This window comes from Vibrio sp. SCSIO 43133 (assembly GCF_023716845.1).
GTDB lineage: Bacteria > Pseudomonadota > Gammaproteobacteria > Enterobacterales > Vibrionaceae > Vibrio > Vibrio mediterranei.
This window is the reverse complement of record NZ_CP068025.1, coordinates 415043-429049: the sequence shown is the minus strand read 5'-3', so window position 1 is coordinate 429049 and position 14007 is coordinate 415043. Positions and strand designations below refer to the sequence as shown.

14 protein-coding genes are annotated in these 14007 nt (G+C 42.5%); 6 read left to right on the top strand and 8 right to left on the bottom strand.

The window, feature by feature from the left end:
- Positions 1-149 precede the first annotated feature (149 nt).
- A complete protein-coding gene (locus JKJ11_RS18790; RefSeq protein ID WP_006072803.1) occupies positions 150-395 on the top strand; it encodes a YgjV family protein in 246 nt (81 codons plus the stop codon).
- Between the two features lie 270 nt (positions 396-665).
- On the opposite strand, the gene JKJ11_RS18785 is transcribed toward JKJ11_RS18790, so the two are convergent.
- Both JKJ11_RS18785 and JKJ11_RS18780 read right to left on the bottom strand, forming a co-directional pair.
- On the bottom strand, positions 666-1244 hold the full coding sequence (locus JKJ11_RS18785) for an SOS response-associated peptidase (protein WP_252039755.1): 579 nt from the start codon (positions 1242-1244) through the stop codon (positions 666-668).
- A 408-nt stretch (positions 1245-1652) separates the two neighbouring features.
- Positions 1653-3362, bottom strand: coding sequence for a bifunctional metallophosphatase/5'-nucleotidase (locus JKJ11_RS18780; RefSeq protein WP_252039754.1), 1710 nt, complete (start codon positions 3360-3362; stop codon positions 1653-1655).
- A gap of 241 nt (positions 3363-3603) precedes the next feature.
- Here JKJ11_RS18780 and JKJ11_RS18775 point away from each other — a divergent pair, with 241 nt between their 5' ends.
- A complete protein-coding gene (locus JKJ11_RS18775; RefSeq protein WP_252039753.1) occupies positions 3604-5238 on the top strand; it encodes an ATP-dependent endonuclease in 1635 nt (544 codons plus the stop codon).
- 49 nt (positions 5239-5287) lie between these two features.
- On the opposite strand, the gene JKJ11_RS18770 is transcribed toward JKJ11_RS18775, so the two are convergent.
- Both JKJ11_RS18770 and JKJ11_RS18765 read right to left on the bottom strand, forming a co-directional pair.
- Positions 5288-5767, bottom strand: a complete 480-nt coding sequence (locus JKJ11_RS18770) for a DUF1097 domain-containing protein (protein ID WP_006072808.1) — start codon at positions 5765-5767, stop codon at positions 5288-5290.
- Positions 5768-5893: 126 nt separating this feature from the next.
- Positions 5894-6799: a LysR substrate-binding domain-containing protein gene (locus tag JKJ11_RS18765; protein ID WP_006072809.1), complete on the bottom strand. Its 906-nt coding sequence runs from the start codon at positions 6797-6799 to the stop codon at positions 5894-5896.
- A 374-nt stretch (positions 6800-7173) separates the two neighbouring features.
- Between JKJ11_RS18765 and focA the strand changes: the two genes are divergently transcribed.
- Positions 7174-8622: a formate transporter FocA gene (gene focA, locus JKJ11_RS18760; protein WP_252039752.1), complete on the top strand. Its 1449-nt coding sequence runs from the start codon at positions 7174-7176 to the stop codon at positions 8620-8622.
- Positions 8623-8721: 99 nt separating this feature from the next.
- Here the strand turns inward: focA and JKJ11_RS18755 are convergent, their stop codons facing one another.
- From JKJ11_RS18755 to JKJ11_RS18740, 4 genes are all read right to left on the bottom strand, one after another.
- Positions 8722-9549, bottom strand: coding sequence for a YadA C-terminal domain-containing protein (locus tag JKJ11_RS18755; protein WP_252039751.1), 828 nt, complete (start codon positions 9547-9549; stop codon positions 8722-8724).
- 367 nt (positions 9550-9916) lie between these two features.
- Positions 9917-10486, bottom strand: a complete 570-nt coding sequence (locus tag JKJ11_RS18750; RefSeq protein ID WP_252039750.1) for a YceI family protein — start codon at positions 10484-10486, stop codon at positions 9917-9919.
- Complete coding sequence (locus tag JKJ11_RS18745) at positions 10483-11025, bottom strand: cytochrome b (protein WP_198558898.1); 543 nt, start codon at positions 11023-11025, stop codon at positions 10483-10485. The genes JKJ11_RS18750 and JKJ11_RS18745 overlap by 4 nt, the downstream gene beginning before the upstream one ends.
- Before the next feature lie 160 nt (positions 11026-11185).
- A complete protein-coding gene (locus JKJ11_RS18740) occupies positions 11186-11422 on the bottom strand; it encodes a DUF2164 domain-containing protein (RefSeq protein ID WP_006072814.1) in 237 nt (78 codons plus the stop codon).
- 193 nt (positions 11423-11615) lie between these two features.
- Here JKJ11_RS18740 and JKJ11_RS18735 point away from each other — a divergent pair, with 193 nt between their 5' ends.
- The 3 genes from JKJ11_RS18735 (at position 11616) to JKJ11_RS18725 (ending at position 13802) form a co-directional block, all read left to right on the top strand.
- Positions 11616-12260 (top strand): helix-turn-helix domain-containing protein, encoded by a 645-nt coding sequence (locus JKJ11_RS18735; protein ID WP_252039749.1) that lies wholly within the window; start codon positions 11616-11618, stop codon positions 12258-12260.
- Between the two features lie 34 nt (positions 12261-12294).
- Entirely contained in the window at positions 12295-12927 is a 633-nt protein-coding gene (locus tag JKJ11_RS18730) for a hypothetical protein (RefSeq protein WP_252039748.1), read from the top strand.
- An 86-nt stretch (positions 12928-13013) separates the two neighbouring features.
- Positions 13014-13802: a lipase family protein gene (locus JKJ11_RS18725; RefSeq protein WP_236110376.1), complete on the top strand. Its 789-nt coding sequence runs from the start codon at positions 13014-13016 to the stop codon at positions 13800-13802.
- Positions 13803-14007 lie beyond the last annotated feature (205 nt).

Here is a 14007-nt window from a genome sequence, read left to right as displayed (position 1 = left end):
AACACAAAAGTGAGGCTTCCATCACAGAACTCTGGCTGATATAGTGCACCCGAATTAGCAACACCGTTCGAGGCAAGGAGCTTCCTCGTAAATCTCATGATGAGAAGAATAGGTACCAGACTCACTGGCAAGATTTAGAGGAGCACATTATGGACATTAATATGGTTGAGTTATTGGGTTATGCAGCATCAATTATGGTGGCTATCTCATTAACGATGAAGGATATCGTAAAGCTACGAGTGTTGAACTTTATCGGCTGTGCATTATTTACAGCTTATGGACTGGCTATTGATTCTATGCCAGTTGTTATCACCAACGGCTTTATAGCTTGCGTCAACGTTTACTTCCTAATCAAGATGCAACAAGAAAAGCGTGTTGTAAGCTCTAACGCTTAGTACAAACAGAATTCGAAAAAAGCCTCACTAGATGAGGCTTTTTTATACGTAATGGTTTCTTGCTTAAAGTCCAAACCAACGGCTGAACCACGTTATTTCACCGTAAGCGACCAGATCAAAAATTGTCAAAAACACAGCAGTAATAATCGCTAATTTCACCAGTTTATAAGCGATGAGCATCATACCAAGTTTACCCTTTGTATTTGAAAGTCTGAAAGATTTTACTTCCTTCTCGATGAATCACAAGTGATGTTGTTTTCACTTAGCTTTTTATACGGGCCGGCAAGTCCAAGCATTACGTATTAATCCACTTTTCAACAAAGCCTCCGCTTCGAGAGCATTGCAATTAAGCCAATCTGAAACCGATTCAGCCGCAAGCAGAGCTGGCATACGGTGATGATAGCGTAGATACTCCTGTGTCGGTGCAGTTGTGAGTGTGATAACCCGCGTCGACTCCGGATAACCAATAGCTGCCATATACAAAGGCGACTTATCTGCTGCATAAAATAAATACTTGGTTTTGTTTTCAGTGGACGAGGTTCCTTGACTCCATTCATACCAACCAAAGCATGGTACAACGACCCTATGTAAAGCAAAAGCTTGTTGAAAAGTCGGTTTAATAGATACCGTTTCAGCTTGAGCATTAATAATCAACTTACTACTCCAGCTTGTTCGGAGCCCCCAACCAAGTGGAAACTGAAATAATTCTTGTTCGGGAGACGCAACAATGCATTGAAGCCGTTCGCTCGGCCGAATGTCTAGATTGGGCGCAGCATAAAAAGCAATGCCAAGTTGACGTGATACAAATTGGCTAAATGGATCATCGATAATGTTATGTCGACCGCACATAGTAAAACTAAACCAGTTTTTTTTAATAATTATAGAGGATCACGTGCGATTTCTCTTGACGACGCAAGCCTTGGCTCTTAGTTTTGTTTACGGAACGCCTTTGCTTGCGCGTCTGGAACGGCCGAGATTAAGTAGTTCTCGGCCAACCCCTTTCTTATCATCATCTAAGAAAAAAAAATATCAAAAAAAAGAAACCAGCTCATTTGAGCTGGCTAAAGTGCAGTGTGGGCTAAATTGCCCCTCCTGGTATAAAGTAGACTAGTAGCGACCATGCGCCTATCCAACTCAGTACCACAAGCGTATCAATCCAATCTCTGTTCCACATGGTTCCTCCAGTGAATGTGGCGCAATCTGTTTCGATAGACTGCAACCGTCAAGATCAGTTCAATAAAAGCAATTTACGTTCCATTATTTTGGAACCGAGTCTTTGTTTTCTCGGTTTATTCTATTCACTACATACGGTCTATCCGATAAAAGCTTTATAAAACAATCAGCCATAGACCAATTTGTAACGGTACCTGTCCCTTCCATATTTAATATAGCGTCGTAGCCCTCTTTTCCTTTCATGGTGTAAGCGCTTGAACTACCAGTATATATTTTGTTCAACTCGATTGGCTGGTTAGCAATCTTAATATCTGTAACTCGAGCCCCTTTAGGTTTGTCTTTGTCATAATGAAACTCAAGTTGCGACGTATATGGATAACTGCCTGAACCCGTTCCTATAACACCATTACCTATTGCGTTGTCGATTGCGCCTTCGATGATACGTGGAATGTACTTCCCTTTTATCTTATAGATGCCTATCGGCACGGCAAAAGGCAATAATTTTCCGGCAATGTCCGCCACCGAAATAGCGCCACGATTAAGAGAATTGCGTACGCCACCCGCATTGTGAATAGCAAAGTCAACCTGATGACCAAGCGCTTTCATGGTGTGCAAAAATGACGCAGCAACGAGAGGAGCAATCTCACTACCGCCCTGTTCATCTGGGAGCCTAATATGTCGAAGAGTATAATTCAGAGTCGTCACTTTTTGCTCTTGTAATGCCTTTACTCTAGGACGGTACTTATCATTCATTATCTGTTTGATTGACGGATGTTTGCGACAAACCTGGACGTTCGGATGCGATTGAACTCTATCTAGAATCGCTTCATAAGGAATGGATGATACCTCACCGTCTACATCCATAAACACTCGGCGTCCGACTAACAGTTCGTTTTTGCCGTAAAAGCTCACCACTGAACCATCACTATCAAACTCAATTTCACAATGGCCCATCATCATCGCATGGTAGCCCGCTTGAACCACATATGTGCCATTCACATTAACGCCATAGTGATCTTTGGAAGCCAATCCTAGTTGAGAAAAGTCACCCTGTAACACATGGCTATGTCCGCCGATAATAAGCCCAACACCTTCCAATTGGCCCGCTATTTCAAGGTCGGTCTCATAGCCCATATGGCTTAAGATAATGATTTTATTGATACCACTTTGTTTAATGGCGGCGATAGTCGCTCGCGCAACCTCTAGCGAAGACTCAAAGCTTGTATCACAGTCCGGGTTCGCGATGTCAGCCATTTTGTCGATAGACAAACCAAAGATGGCCACTTGTTCGTTCCCAACACTCTTCACTATCCATTGTGCAGTTTTTTGCTCCACATCATATTGGTATAGATTCGGATGCCCATTTAGCGGAAACTCTTTGTCCCCCTCTCTAGAGAGGTTCCAGTTACCCGCCAATAACGGAAACTCTATTTCTCTAATGAACTTCCCAACAGGTTCATTACCCATATCAAGTTCATGATTACCCAGTGCCATCGCATCTGGTCTAAGTTCATTGAGTAATTCAGCGTTTGCTTCGCCCTTAAATAAAGAGAAGTACAGCGTCCCTTGAAAACAATCACCTGCATGTAACAGCAAGAATGCCTCATCATCCGCCTGTGCTCTCAGCTGTTCAACTCGAGTTGCAATGCGTGCAAAGCCGCCAGCGCTAACAAATGGTTGATATACAGTTTCGTTATGGACGATGGTTAATGGAAGAGACGTTGGTTCAAAGTATGAGTGAGTATCATTGATATGAGCAATCGTTAGTTTGAGAGGTTTATTGTTTTTCTTCATAGCGTTTCTCTGTTATCTCCCCTCTGATGTTAGACCGCTTTATGTGACATTCCAATGAAGTTCTTGAAATGCAGAGCACATTATACAGGTCTGTGTTTGATATACATCACATAAATTCTCTATGGATATTTGAAATTAATATGAGCTTGATTACAGCTCAATCTCGAAAACCCTCTTATAATTGATTGAGATAGTTAGTATTTTCGATTCTACGTACTAACTACAACTTAAGGAGAATTGGATGAAGTTAGAACGCATTGATATATCCGGTTTTCGCGGCATTAAGCGCCTCTCTCTCGCGCTCAATGACCTAACCACGTTGATTGGTGAAAATACTTGGGGTAAGTCTTCTTTACTTGATGCCTTGTGTGTTGTGCTTCCTGCTGACGGGGAACTGTATCAGTTCGAAATGAAAGATTTCCACGTAGATTACGCCGCTTCACATCCCCAAACGAGGCACCTACAGATTATTCTCTCCTTTGTAGCCACTGAAAGAAACGAAACTCACTCAGGCCGCTATCGCAAGCTCAAACCTATTTGGCAGCAAGACAGTAATGGAGTAGAACGTTTCTATTATCGAATCAGTGCTACATTAGAAGGCTATGATGTCACTCAGCATTATGCCTTTCTCGATGTAAATGGTTCTCCTCTACGGTTACACCATTCAGAGAAATTAGCGCAAGAGTTGATGACACTTCACCCTGTTATACGACTTAGAGACTCGCGTAGATTCTACCACCATGAGATGGCTACTAATGGTCATAACTCACGCTCTGAAAAGCGAATTAATAACACAGTGCGTCGATTAATGGCGATACCTGGCCATGTGAATAAAGGAGAAATGAAAAGTAGCCTCAACTCGATGAAGGTGTTGGTAGAGCACTATTTTTCATTTAAAAGCCACTCACGAGGACTTTCCAAAAATGGCAATCGCGATGGGGTATTCTTCTCGCGGCCTTCAAATGAGCAAAATCTCTCCCAAGTGATCGATGAAACGAAGAACCATCAAACGCGGTTGCTGCTATTGGGGTTGCTCAATGCTTATCTACAGGCAAAAGGTCCAACTGAACTCAGACGTTGCGCACGTCCAATACTCATCATTGAAGATCCTGAAGGTCGTTTACACCCAACTCACCTCTCCCGCGCGTGGAGCTTATTGCAAATGCTTCCTATGCAAAAGATCCTCACAACGAACAGTAGTGACTTACTCGGCGCAGTCCCACTGGAATCAATCCGCCGACTCGTCAGACAGTCTGATAAAACTGTTACGACAAGTATTTCTCCTAACAACCTAACTAAAGATGACTTGCGACGGGTTGGTTTTCATATCCGATTTCATCGTTCCCGCGCACTTTTTGCCCGTTGTTGGTTATTGGTTGAGGGCGAGACTGAGGTATGGCTGTTCAATGAGCTCGCTAATCTTTCGGGCTATAACCTATCCGCTGAAGGCGTTCAAATCATTGAATTTGCACAATCAGGTCTTAAGTCTTTGATCAAAGTCGCTCAAGCATTTGGTATTGACTGGCATGTTGTTACGGACGGTGATGCTGCGGGGAAGAAATACGCAACTACTGTTATCCATCAATTACATGGCGACCATCCGCGCCATCATTTGACCGAATTACCCGATAGAGATATTGAGCACTATCTGTATACACATGGTTTTGAAGATTTCTTTAGGGATCTCATCAAAATTCCTCATGACCACCCAATACCACCAAAAAAGGTGGTCACCCGTGTACTCAAAAAGTTTGCAAAACCCGACCTCGCACTGGCGATTGTGGCAGAATGTGAAGAAAGAGGACCAGACAGCATCCCTCTATTGATAAGGTGGATCTTGAAGCGCGTTGTGACTATGGCGAACGGTAATACTTAATGAAAAGCCTGATATCAATTGTTTTGATACCAGGCTTTAACTTTGAAATTCAGTCTTTTACTAACTCTTGAGTCGTTTTGACGGAAAGCTGTTGATGTAACCAAAGTCCACTGGCTTTCATTGAATAGCCAAACAGTCCACCAAGCACTAAAGACGGTACAACGATTTGCCAGTCACCATTGGCTGCAAAAGTTGCACAAGCACCAATAAACGTACCTGGAATGTAACCTAACCAATCACGTTTTGCTTGAAAACACATAAAGAATGAAACTAAAGCTGTCATTAAATAGCCAACGATCTCTAGGTTGACCAGTGAAGAGCCATGAATGATCACTAAAGCCCAAACGACACCAGACATATTGGTTAGTAAGCTTTGTGCTAAACCTTTTACACCATCTTTCGGTGATGCAAAGTAACTTGTACACCCTAGGAACCCGGCCCACGATAACAAACCTAACGACATCGCTGTCCATCCCCAGATGCCAGAGAGAATACCTGTGGTAATTGAAATAGCGATTAGTGGACTCATAAAGGGTTAACCTAGCAAAATGATTGATTATGCTAGGTTAACAAATACACTGAACATTGACGTGATTACGATCACGTTAAGATTATTTACATTACATTGCGTACATTAGTTATGTGATACACATCACTATAAAACTGAAGGGCGACCTTTCATCATTCGTAGCCCTTCTCTCTTTGCACATTCAGCTAAAGGGTTCTCGGCCATATCAGCACGCCAGATGAATGACAGTGTGCGTTCCATTTCTAGTTCGGGAACGTTCAACGCAACCAACTGACCAGCTTCAATAAAGCGCTCTACATCAAGATATGGTAAGCAAGTTAGGTATTGGCTATTTGCGACCATGCTACGAAGCACGGGTACGTGCTCGTATTCGCGCCAGACATCTAAGTCTGCAATGAGATGGTGGATGGAGCTATCAAAGATTTTACGGGTACCGGAACCATGTTCGCGCAATACCCAGCGCGCTTGCTCCAGTTGAGCGAGACTCACTCTATCTCTTTTTGCAAAAGGGTGATGGGCAGATGCCACCACTGTCAAGTGGTCTCGACACCAAACTTCTTGGTGAACTCGATTATCGTCGCAACGACCTTCAATAATGCCAAGGTCGTATTTGTAATCCAAAACACCTTCGATAACTGAGTCTGTACTCTGCACTCCCAACGTAATTCTCATTTCTGGGAAGTCGTTGTCGATTGCACTAATAAGATCAGGGACTAAGTGTTCTGCTGGTGTTTGACTCGCACCAAGCTTTAATTCGCCACTCAATAGATGCTGTTCGTAAAACCCCATCTCAATTTGCTGGGCGTCTTGTAACAAGCGTTTCGCTTTTGGACGCAGCCAGACTCCCCAATGGGACAACGCCATCTGCTTCCCCTGACGTTCAAATAAAGGGCGGCCAAGCATTTTCTCTAATTGCGCTAACGACATGCTAGTGGCTGATTGGGTTAAAGACAGCTTTTCAGCAGCTTGACTGACACTTCCTGTATCGGCTACTGCATCAAATACTGCTAACTGCTTTAATGAATATCGCATCTGCTTTCCTTCCACTACTAAATCCAAATTGAATGCCGCAATCAATTCTCAGGCGTCGACCGGACATCATCAGTTTCCCTTATGCTGCCCGTCAGGTGGATTTTTTGTGATTATTATTTCACCACCAAGAATCTCATTAACCTGTCAATCTCTCACTTAAAAACAGTACGTTATGGACAACAGCCCTTATTCTACCTTGTGCAGATTAGTTATCAATATTTCTGATTTAGATTTTAAAAATTATCAATTTTACCACTAGGTACTCTACCCCTTAATCTAGATTCGAACACGGCAAGGGGCCTTGTTCTCGCACTTTGATTAAGGAGTTATGAAATGCGCGAAACATCCAATACGACAAGAGTAAGGAGTCATTAATGGCATCAGCTAGCTCCGACAATCATCTGCTCTTTTCGCCACTTGAAATGATGGCAGAAGCTGAAAAGTTTGCCTTAAGTAAAGCGAAGAAAACCAGTGGGATGACGATGAGTCTGGCCATCATGGCCGGGACCTTCATTGGGCTTGCATTCCTTTTCTACATCACAGTTACGACTGGAAGTGCAGATGCAGGATGGGGACTAAGCCGATTAGCGGGTGGACTCGCATTCAGTATGGGTCTGATTTTAATTGTTATTTGCGGCGGTGAGTTATTCACCAGCTCTGTTCTCTCGAGCATCTCGTGGGCAAATAAGCAAATCAGTTTCAGAAAAATGCTGTCAATTTGGGGGAAGGTCTATGTCGGCAACTTTATCGGCGCAATGTTCTTGCTGTTGATTGTGTCAGCAGCCGGGCTTTACCAAATGGACAACGGTCAGTGGGGCCTTAACGCACTGAATATCGCTCAACATAAGCTTCATCATACGTGGGTACAAGCTTTTGCATTAGGTGTGCTTTGTAACCTACTTGTTTGCTTAGCGATATGGCTAACCTTTAGTTCAGCGAACGCTATGACGAAAGCTGCAATGACCGTCTTACCTGTAGCTATGTTCGTTAGCAGCGGTTTTGAACACTGCGTAGCAAACATGTTTATGGTGCCACTTGGAATCGTTATTCAGAACTTTGCGGGCAGCGAGTTTTGGGCGGCAACGGGTACAACCGCTGCACAGTTTAGCGACCTAACCCCAATGCACTTTCTCACTAATAACCTAATACCAGTCACGCTAGGTAACATCATCGGTGGCGCGGTTTTGGTAGGACTTGCCAATTGGAGCATCTACCGAAGACCACAACTAAAAGCAGCAAATGTCACTGCAATCACAACAACTACTGCGCTAACGTCAGTAAAGGAGACGCAAATGAACAACAACATCATCGTAAAAGACATCATGAACACTCAACCGGTAACGCTTAGTGTTGAAATGCCTACTGCTGTTGCACTTGATACGCTTTTAGACCACAACTTAACAAGTGCACCAGTCACCGATATTGAAGGACGTTTGGTTGGTTTCTTCTCTGTCCACGACGTAATGGTCGACCTTTGGTGCCAAGACTACATTCCGGAGCAAGGTCAGAAAGTGGTGGACTTAATGAGCCGTGATGTCGTCGCCATCAATGCTACCGAAAAGTTGGTTGATGTGGCTGAGTTTCTTTGTATCGACAAAGAGCAGCTATATCCGGTGAGCTCTATGGGCATCGCTACGAGTTTCTCTACTCTATCACTAGAAGAACGTGCTAAAGCGATGAAGGTCAGTAAGCCACATGTGTTACCGGTTCTTGAAAATGGCGTCTTAGTAGGTGTGCTGTCTAGAGCAGAAGTTATGAAAGCAGTTCGCCCAATCTATGGTGAGCGCCTGAATATTGTTGAACGTGAGCTTGAAACTGCATAGTTCGACACAAAAGTTTTTGGCTAGGAAATAAGTCGTTTGGCCGAAAAAAGCCCCGGTGTAAAAACCGGGGCAATCTTATTCGTAAAGACTTAGTTATTATTATTTAAAACGGTACTGAACACCTGCGCCAGCAGATACTTGAGAATTAGAACGCTTACCTGCTGTTTCGTAGTTCACAGTCATTGATGACGACCAGTTTGCGTTAAATTGATATGCACCACCAAGAGCAAGAGCTTGTTTAGAACCCGCTGCACCAATACCTACACCCATTGCAAACTCACCAGCATCTTGAACCATTGGGCGTGCGTTAGTCACAGCGTGAGATGTTGCGACAACACCATCCATGCGGTCTTCTAGGTCGAGCATTTTGTTGCCCATTGCTTTCATATCTTGTTCTAGGTTGTCGATGCGAGCTGAGTTGTTAGCAATACTTGCTTGGTTTCTTGCTATATCAGTTTGGTTATTGACAGTTGCATTGCGGTTTGCATCTCGTTCCGCTTTCTCGACATCAGGCATTGGAATGATATCATTCTCTGGTTGCGGCGGTAACGGTGTAGGCTTCATATCATTGTCGACCACTTTAGCTGATGTATGGTGACCATTTCCATCGGTATAAACTATCTCATCAATGCGACGGTTAATATTGTCACCTTCTCCACCATTTACGATAGTGATCTCCTCGCCTGTGGTTTCGTTGTGAAATACGATGTTGCCATCTACTTCAGACACACTACCGATTTTCTCGATTCTTCCAGTCGCTGTGGAAACATTACCCTTGTCATCGATAGTATAGTTGTCACTAAAATACTTTGCAGCATGTTCTACATCACTCTTACTAACGCTAACTTGGTCAAAGTTTGGTTCTGCAGCAAATGAACCTGCAGAAAATAAAGTAACTAGCGTAAGTGCAATTCTTGTTTTTTTCATTTTTAACTCTTCGTATCAATAAGGAAAATAGGATTTATTATTTGGCGACTATCCCTTCGCCCTATCGAAACATCAGCCACTCACCGTAGACCAATCATTTCGCCAATTACCGAGCCGTTCCGTTGGTAACTGGTGTGCTCATTGCTGAGAACGAGGCGAATGTTAGATACAAAGATTTTTCTAATGTAGTTGAAGAAAATTAGTTATTTATAGAAAGCAGTTAACGAAATATTAGTAAATGATTCGCAACTTAAGAGAAAAGGAAATCTGACGATAGTTATCAGTATTTTTGATTTAGTTTGGTTCACTAAAAAGCCCCTTTAAAAAGGGGCTTGAAAAATCAAATTAGTATGCTGATAAGAAATGGTTATTTCTTCACGCCTTCTACGTGAAGTTCCATGTCAACATAGCTTGAATCGCCCATGACTGGAATCTTGAAGTCAGCCAATTCTAAACGGGTAGTACCATTAAAGCCTGCACGCTCGCCACCCCAAGGGTCTTGTCCTGCTCCGATAAACTCTGCTTCAATCGTGATTGGTTGTGTTACACCGTGAAGTGTTAGGTCGCCCACCACGTCAAGTTTGCCGTCACCCTTGTCTTTTACACCAGTACTTTTGAACGTTGCTTCAGAGAACTTGCTTGCATCGATGAAGTCTGAACTACGGATGTGTTTGTCACGCTCAGCATGGTTTGAATCTAAGCTTGTAGTATCAACAACGACTTCTACCGCTGATGCGTCAATGTTTGCTGGATCATAGCTGAACTCGCCTGAAAAGTTGTTGAATCGACCTTTAATAAAACTATAACCAAGGTGACTCACTTTAAAGTTAATAGAGGCGTGTGCACCCTTCGTATCAATTACATAGTCTGCAGCATTTGCACCTAGCGGCAACATCATTGCCACTGCCATTCCTGTAGCGATTAGTGTCTTTTTCATTTCGAAACTCCTAACATTTTTCGAAGAGTATTATCTTTGTTAATAAAGTGATGTTTTAACGCGGCTAGTGCATGTCCAGCGGCGGCAATAATAACGAACCAAGCAGCATAAAAGTGAACTTCGCCCGCTATGTCAGATTGGTTAGCAAACAACTCACCTGCACCAGGTACAGTGAACCAATCAAATACTTCTATGCCCCTACCATCTGAGGTAGAGATTAAATAGCCACTGACGAATATAACGACCAGAGCTAGATACATCAGTAAGTGGCCAACTTTTGCACCTAATTGTTCAATAGCGTGGCCTTCAATTTTTGGCGTGGCAGTGACACTTTTCCAAAGAAGACGAAAAACCGTCAAACCAGCTAAGAGAATACCTATCGACTTATGCCAATGAGGAGCTGTTTTGTACCACTCGCTGTAGTAGGTTAAGTCAACCATCCATAACCCAACGGCAAACATTCCTATAATCACAATCGCAGAAAGCCAATGCAGTGCTCTCGCCATAGGGTTATAGTTTTTTACTTCGTTTCCAGTCATTACCAATTCCGTTATTTGATATTGCATCTCATTTAGTATCTTAACAACCATACAACCTTTGAGATACAGTATTTACCTAAATTGACACTTTAACGATAATCACTCTTTGATAATGTTCTTCAGTTTTTTCGAACAAGATATTTATTTATCAATTAGTCACTTAGCTATCTTCTGGCATTTCTATCTCATATAACTCATCACTAATGTCCATAATTTTCCGTTCAAGTACTTGTTTGGCATCATCTAACCCCTTGTTATAGAAGGCAGGACCTAGTTTTTTGATTAGGAAATCTAGTAAAAACTCACCATCGAACTGCCCTAAGTCATAGTCAAGTTCATCACTAAAATAGGTTTGTAAATCACTAATGAGCTCTGCTCTTTTTTTGCTATCGAACATGTTATTCCTAATTATTTGTTACAATTAAAGGGTTAACTATAACACTGCTTAAGTTAAGGCAAGTATTCCGCAGTGGATCCCAATCCCGCTTTCACAATTTTCCACGCAAGTCTCATAATCTTTGATTATTTTCCTTATAAGTTTCATTTTTGAAACCCATAAACTATCATAAAGACAATTTTATGGAGGAAGCATGACCGACGGATATCAAGAACGCATTTCTACACTGCTAAAAGAGAAAAATATTACCAATAACGAGTTGGCCGAAGCGATCGGAAAAGGTAAAGCCACAATAGGACGTTACCTCACGAAAGGCCCAACACGTACTTATCCGTCTATTGAAGATCTTTCATTAATCGCTGATTATTTTAAAGTGCAAGCGCATTGGCTTTGCTTTGGTGTAGGCGACAAACATACAGACGCTGAAGATATTACCCATGCAGCAAACCAAAGTGCGATCACTGTAGCTGTTTATAATCGTACAGAGGTCAATGCACTGTTAAGCGGCGACATGCCACTTTCAGTCGGATCTATACCTGTTCCTCCTGAATACAAAGAATGTTTTGGCGTAATGTACCCAGTTACTGGGTCCGTCTCCTATAAATGGGATTGTATCGCGCTCGTTAATCCAAATAAGCCTTGGGTTAACGATGACATCGTACTAGCAAGACTTCCGGGTAACCCCTATCCGGATTTTTTTACTCTTGTTAAAGTTGGTACCATCATCCACGTCTGGTATGGCGACGACACAACCAAGAATGCGATCCATCAAGTCAGTGATAATGATATTGATGTGTTGGGTGTCGTGCGTTGGGGCACTTGGGAAAAACGAATCTAATAAAGATTCCGTTTCAAGGAAGAGGGATTTTTCATTGTTGCAAGATATCGTAGTTCATAGTATTCGCAACTTTCAAGCAGACTGCCAAAAACTCTGCCACCAGCACTACCCTGCCGTCCATAATGGTGGAATGACCGAACATCACCTCGGACTCGCATTTGCAAGACGAGTTTCCGCAAGCTTTATAAGCTTGGGCCATAAGGCAAAACTTGCACCTTTAGATTCGAAAGGCGATTCGGCAAGCTCATGTAATTATCGGGTCAGTTCTTCTTTGGGGACTATTTGGATAATCACTCATCATTTCATTAATGCTAACTCTGCAAGTAAAGAGCGCCTATTTACTCACCTTCAACAATGGCAAGCAGAGAATCATTACGCCATTCAATCTAAGGATATTTTGGTGATTGTCGCCGATCACTGGATCAATCGGTGTGCTCAGAGCAGAGGAATTATCCATTGGTGGCAAAATACACTGCCACCCGATATCGACAGTTATGCCCGCCAAGGAGTTAAATTGCTTGAGGCCGATAGTTCACTTAGCGGCTCACTTCGAAATCGACTTGCGATGACACCTAGCTTCATTAATTTCACTCATCCGTTAAAACGAACGGCTAATCAAGACCCAGTGTTAAAGTACGTTCAGCTTTTCGCCATTATTTATCCATAACCCCCTTTGTTTTTCATGGTAGTTGTCATCAAACTTTAACTACAATTTCTCATAGTGGTTCCGTTACTAACCAAACCAGAGTTGAAGTGAAAAGTCTCAAACGATACCAATATGAAAAATACGCTGTGTTGTGTAACTTGGCATACCCTCGAGTATTCAAACAGACACGCTACGGTTTCGATCCTAACGGACAACGAATTGTCGCCAATAGATCTGGAAAAACCGTCGTTCGTATTCTGTGGAGCCAAAACAAAGAAGAAGCGGTCATCGTAATTAAAGGCTCTCACAGTCCTACTGATTGGTTATTAAACTTCGCTATGTGGCAAAGAAGCTGTCGACACTTTGGGCTCAACTACTCCATCCACGCAGGCTTTCACTTTATTCTTAACCAAGAAAGCCAACCCACACATAAAAAAGACCAATTAGGTCTTTCTGTATTCGAACGCACGATGAGCATCGCTTCTGAGTTGATTGAGAATGGTAAACGTATCGCGATTACAGGTCATTCCTCCGGTGGCGCGATCGGATGTATTATTGCTGATGCACTTGAACAAAAATACCCTAAGTCGATAAAACGCATTGTTACGTTTGGCCAACCTGCTATTGGGGGTTATGGATTTAAAAAGCGTTTTAAATTAGCCCATAAAACTTACAGAATATGTTGTGACCTCGACGTCGTCACGTTTTTACCGCCCATTCCATTCGCGTACTGGCACGTGGGAAAAATGTTATGGCTCTACAACGGGCGCATTTATGAAAACACACCTTCATTAGTGAGGTTTGGGCGTTCATTAGTATCCTGGTTAGCTCGGCCTTTTTCCTATCATTTAATGAGCAAATACATAAGGAACAAGGATTTCTTTGATGAACGTTAAAATGAGATGTGTTTCAAAAAAAACATACAAATCTATAAAAAGTTAATCGATTACATTAATCAATACTATTGCTATCGCAAATATGAGACAGATCAACGTAGTTAAGATTTTCGGCCGAGTTTTGTCTGCTTTTTATACAAGATTTCATCAAATTATAAACACTGAGACAAATTCACTTTCAAAAAACGTTAATGGTTCACCTTAG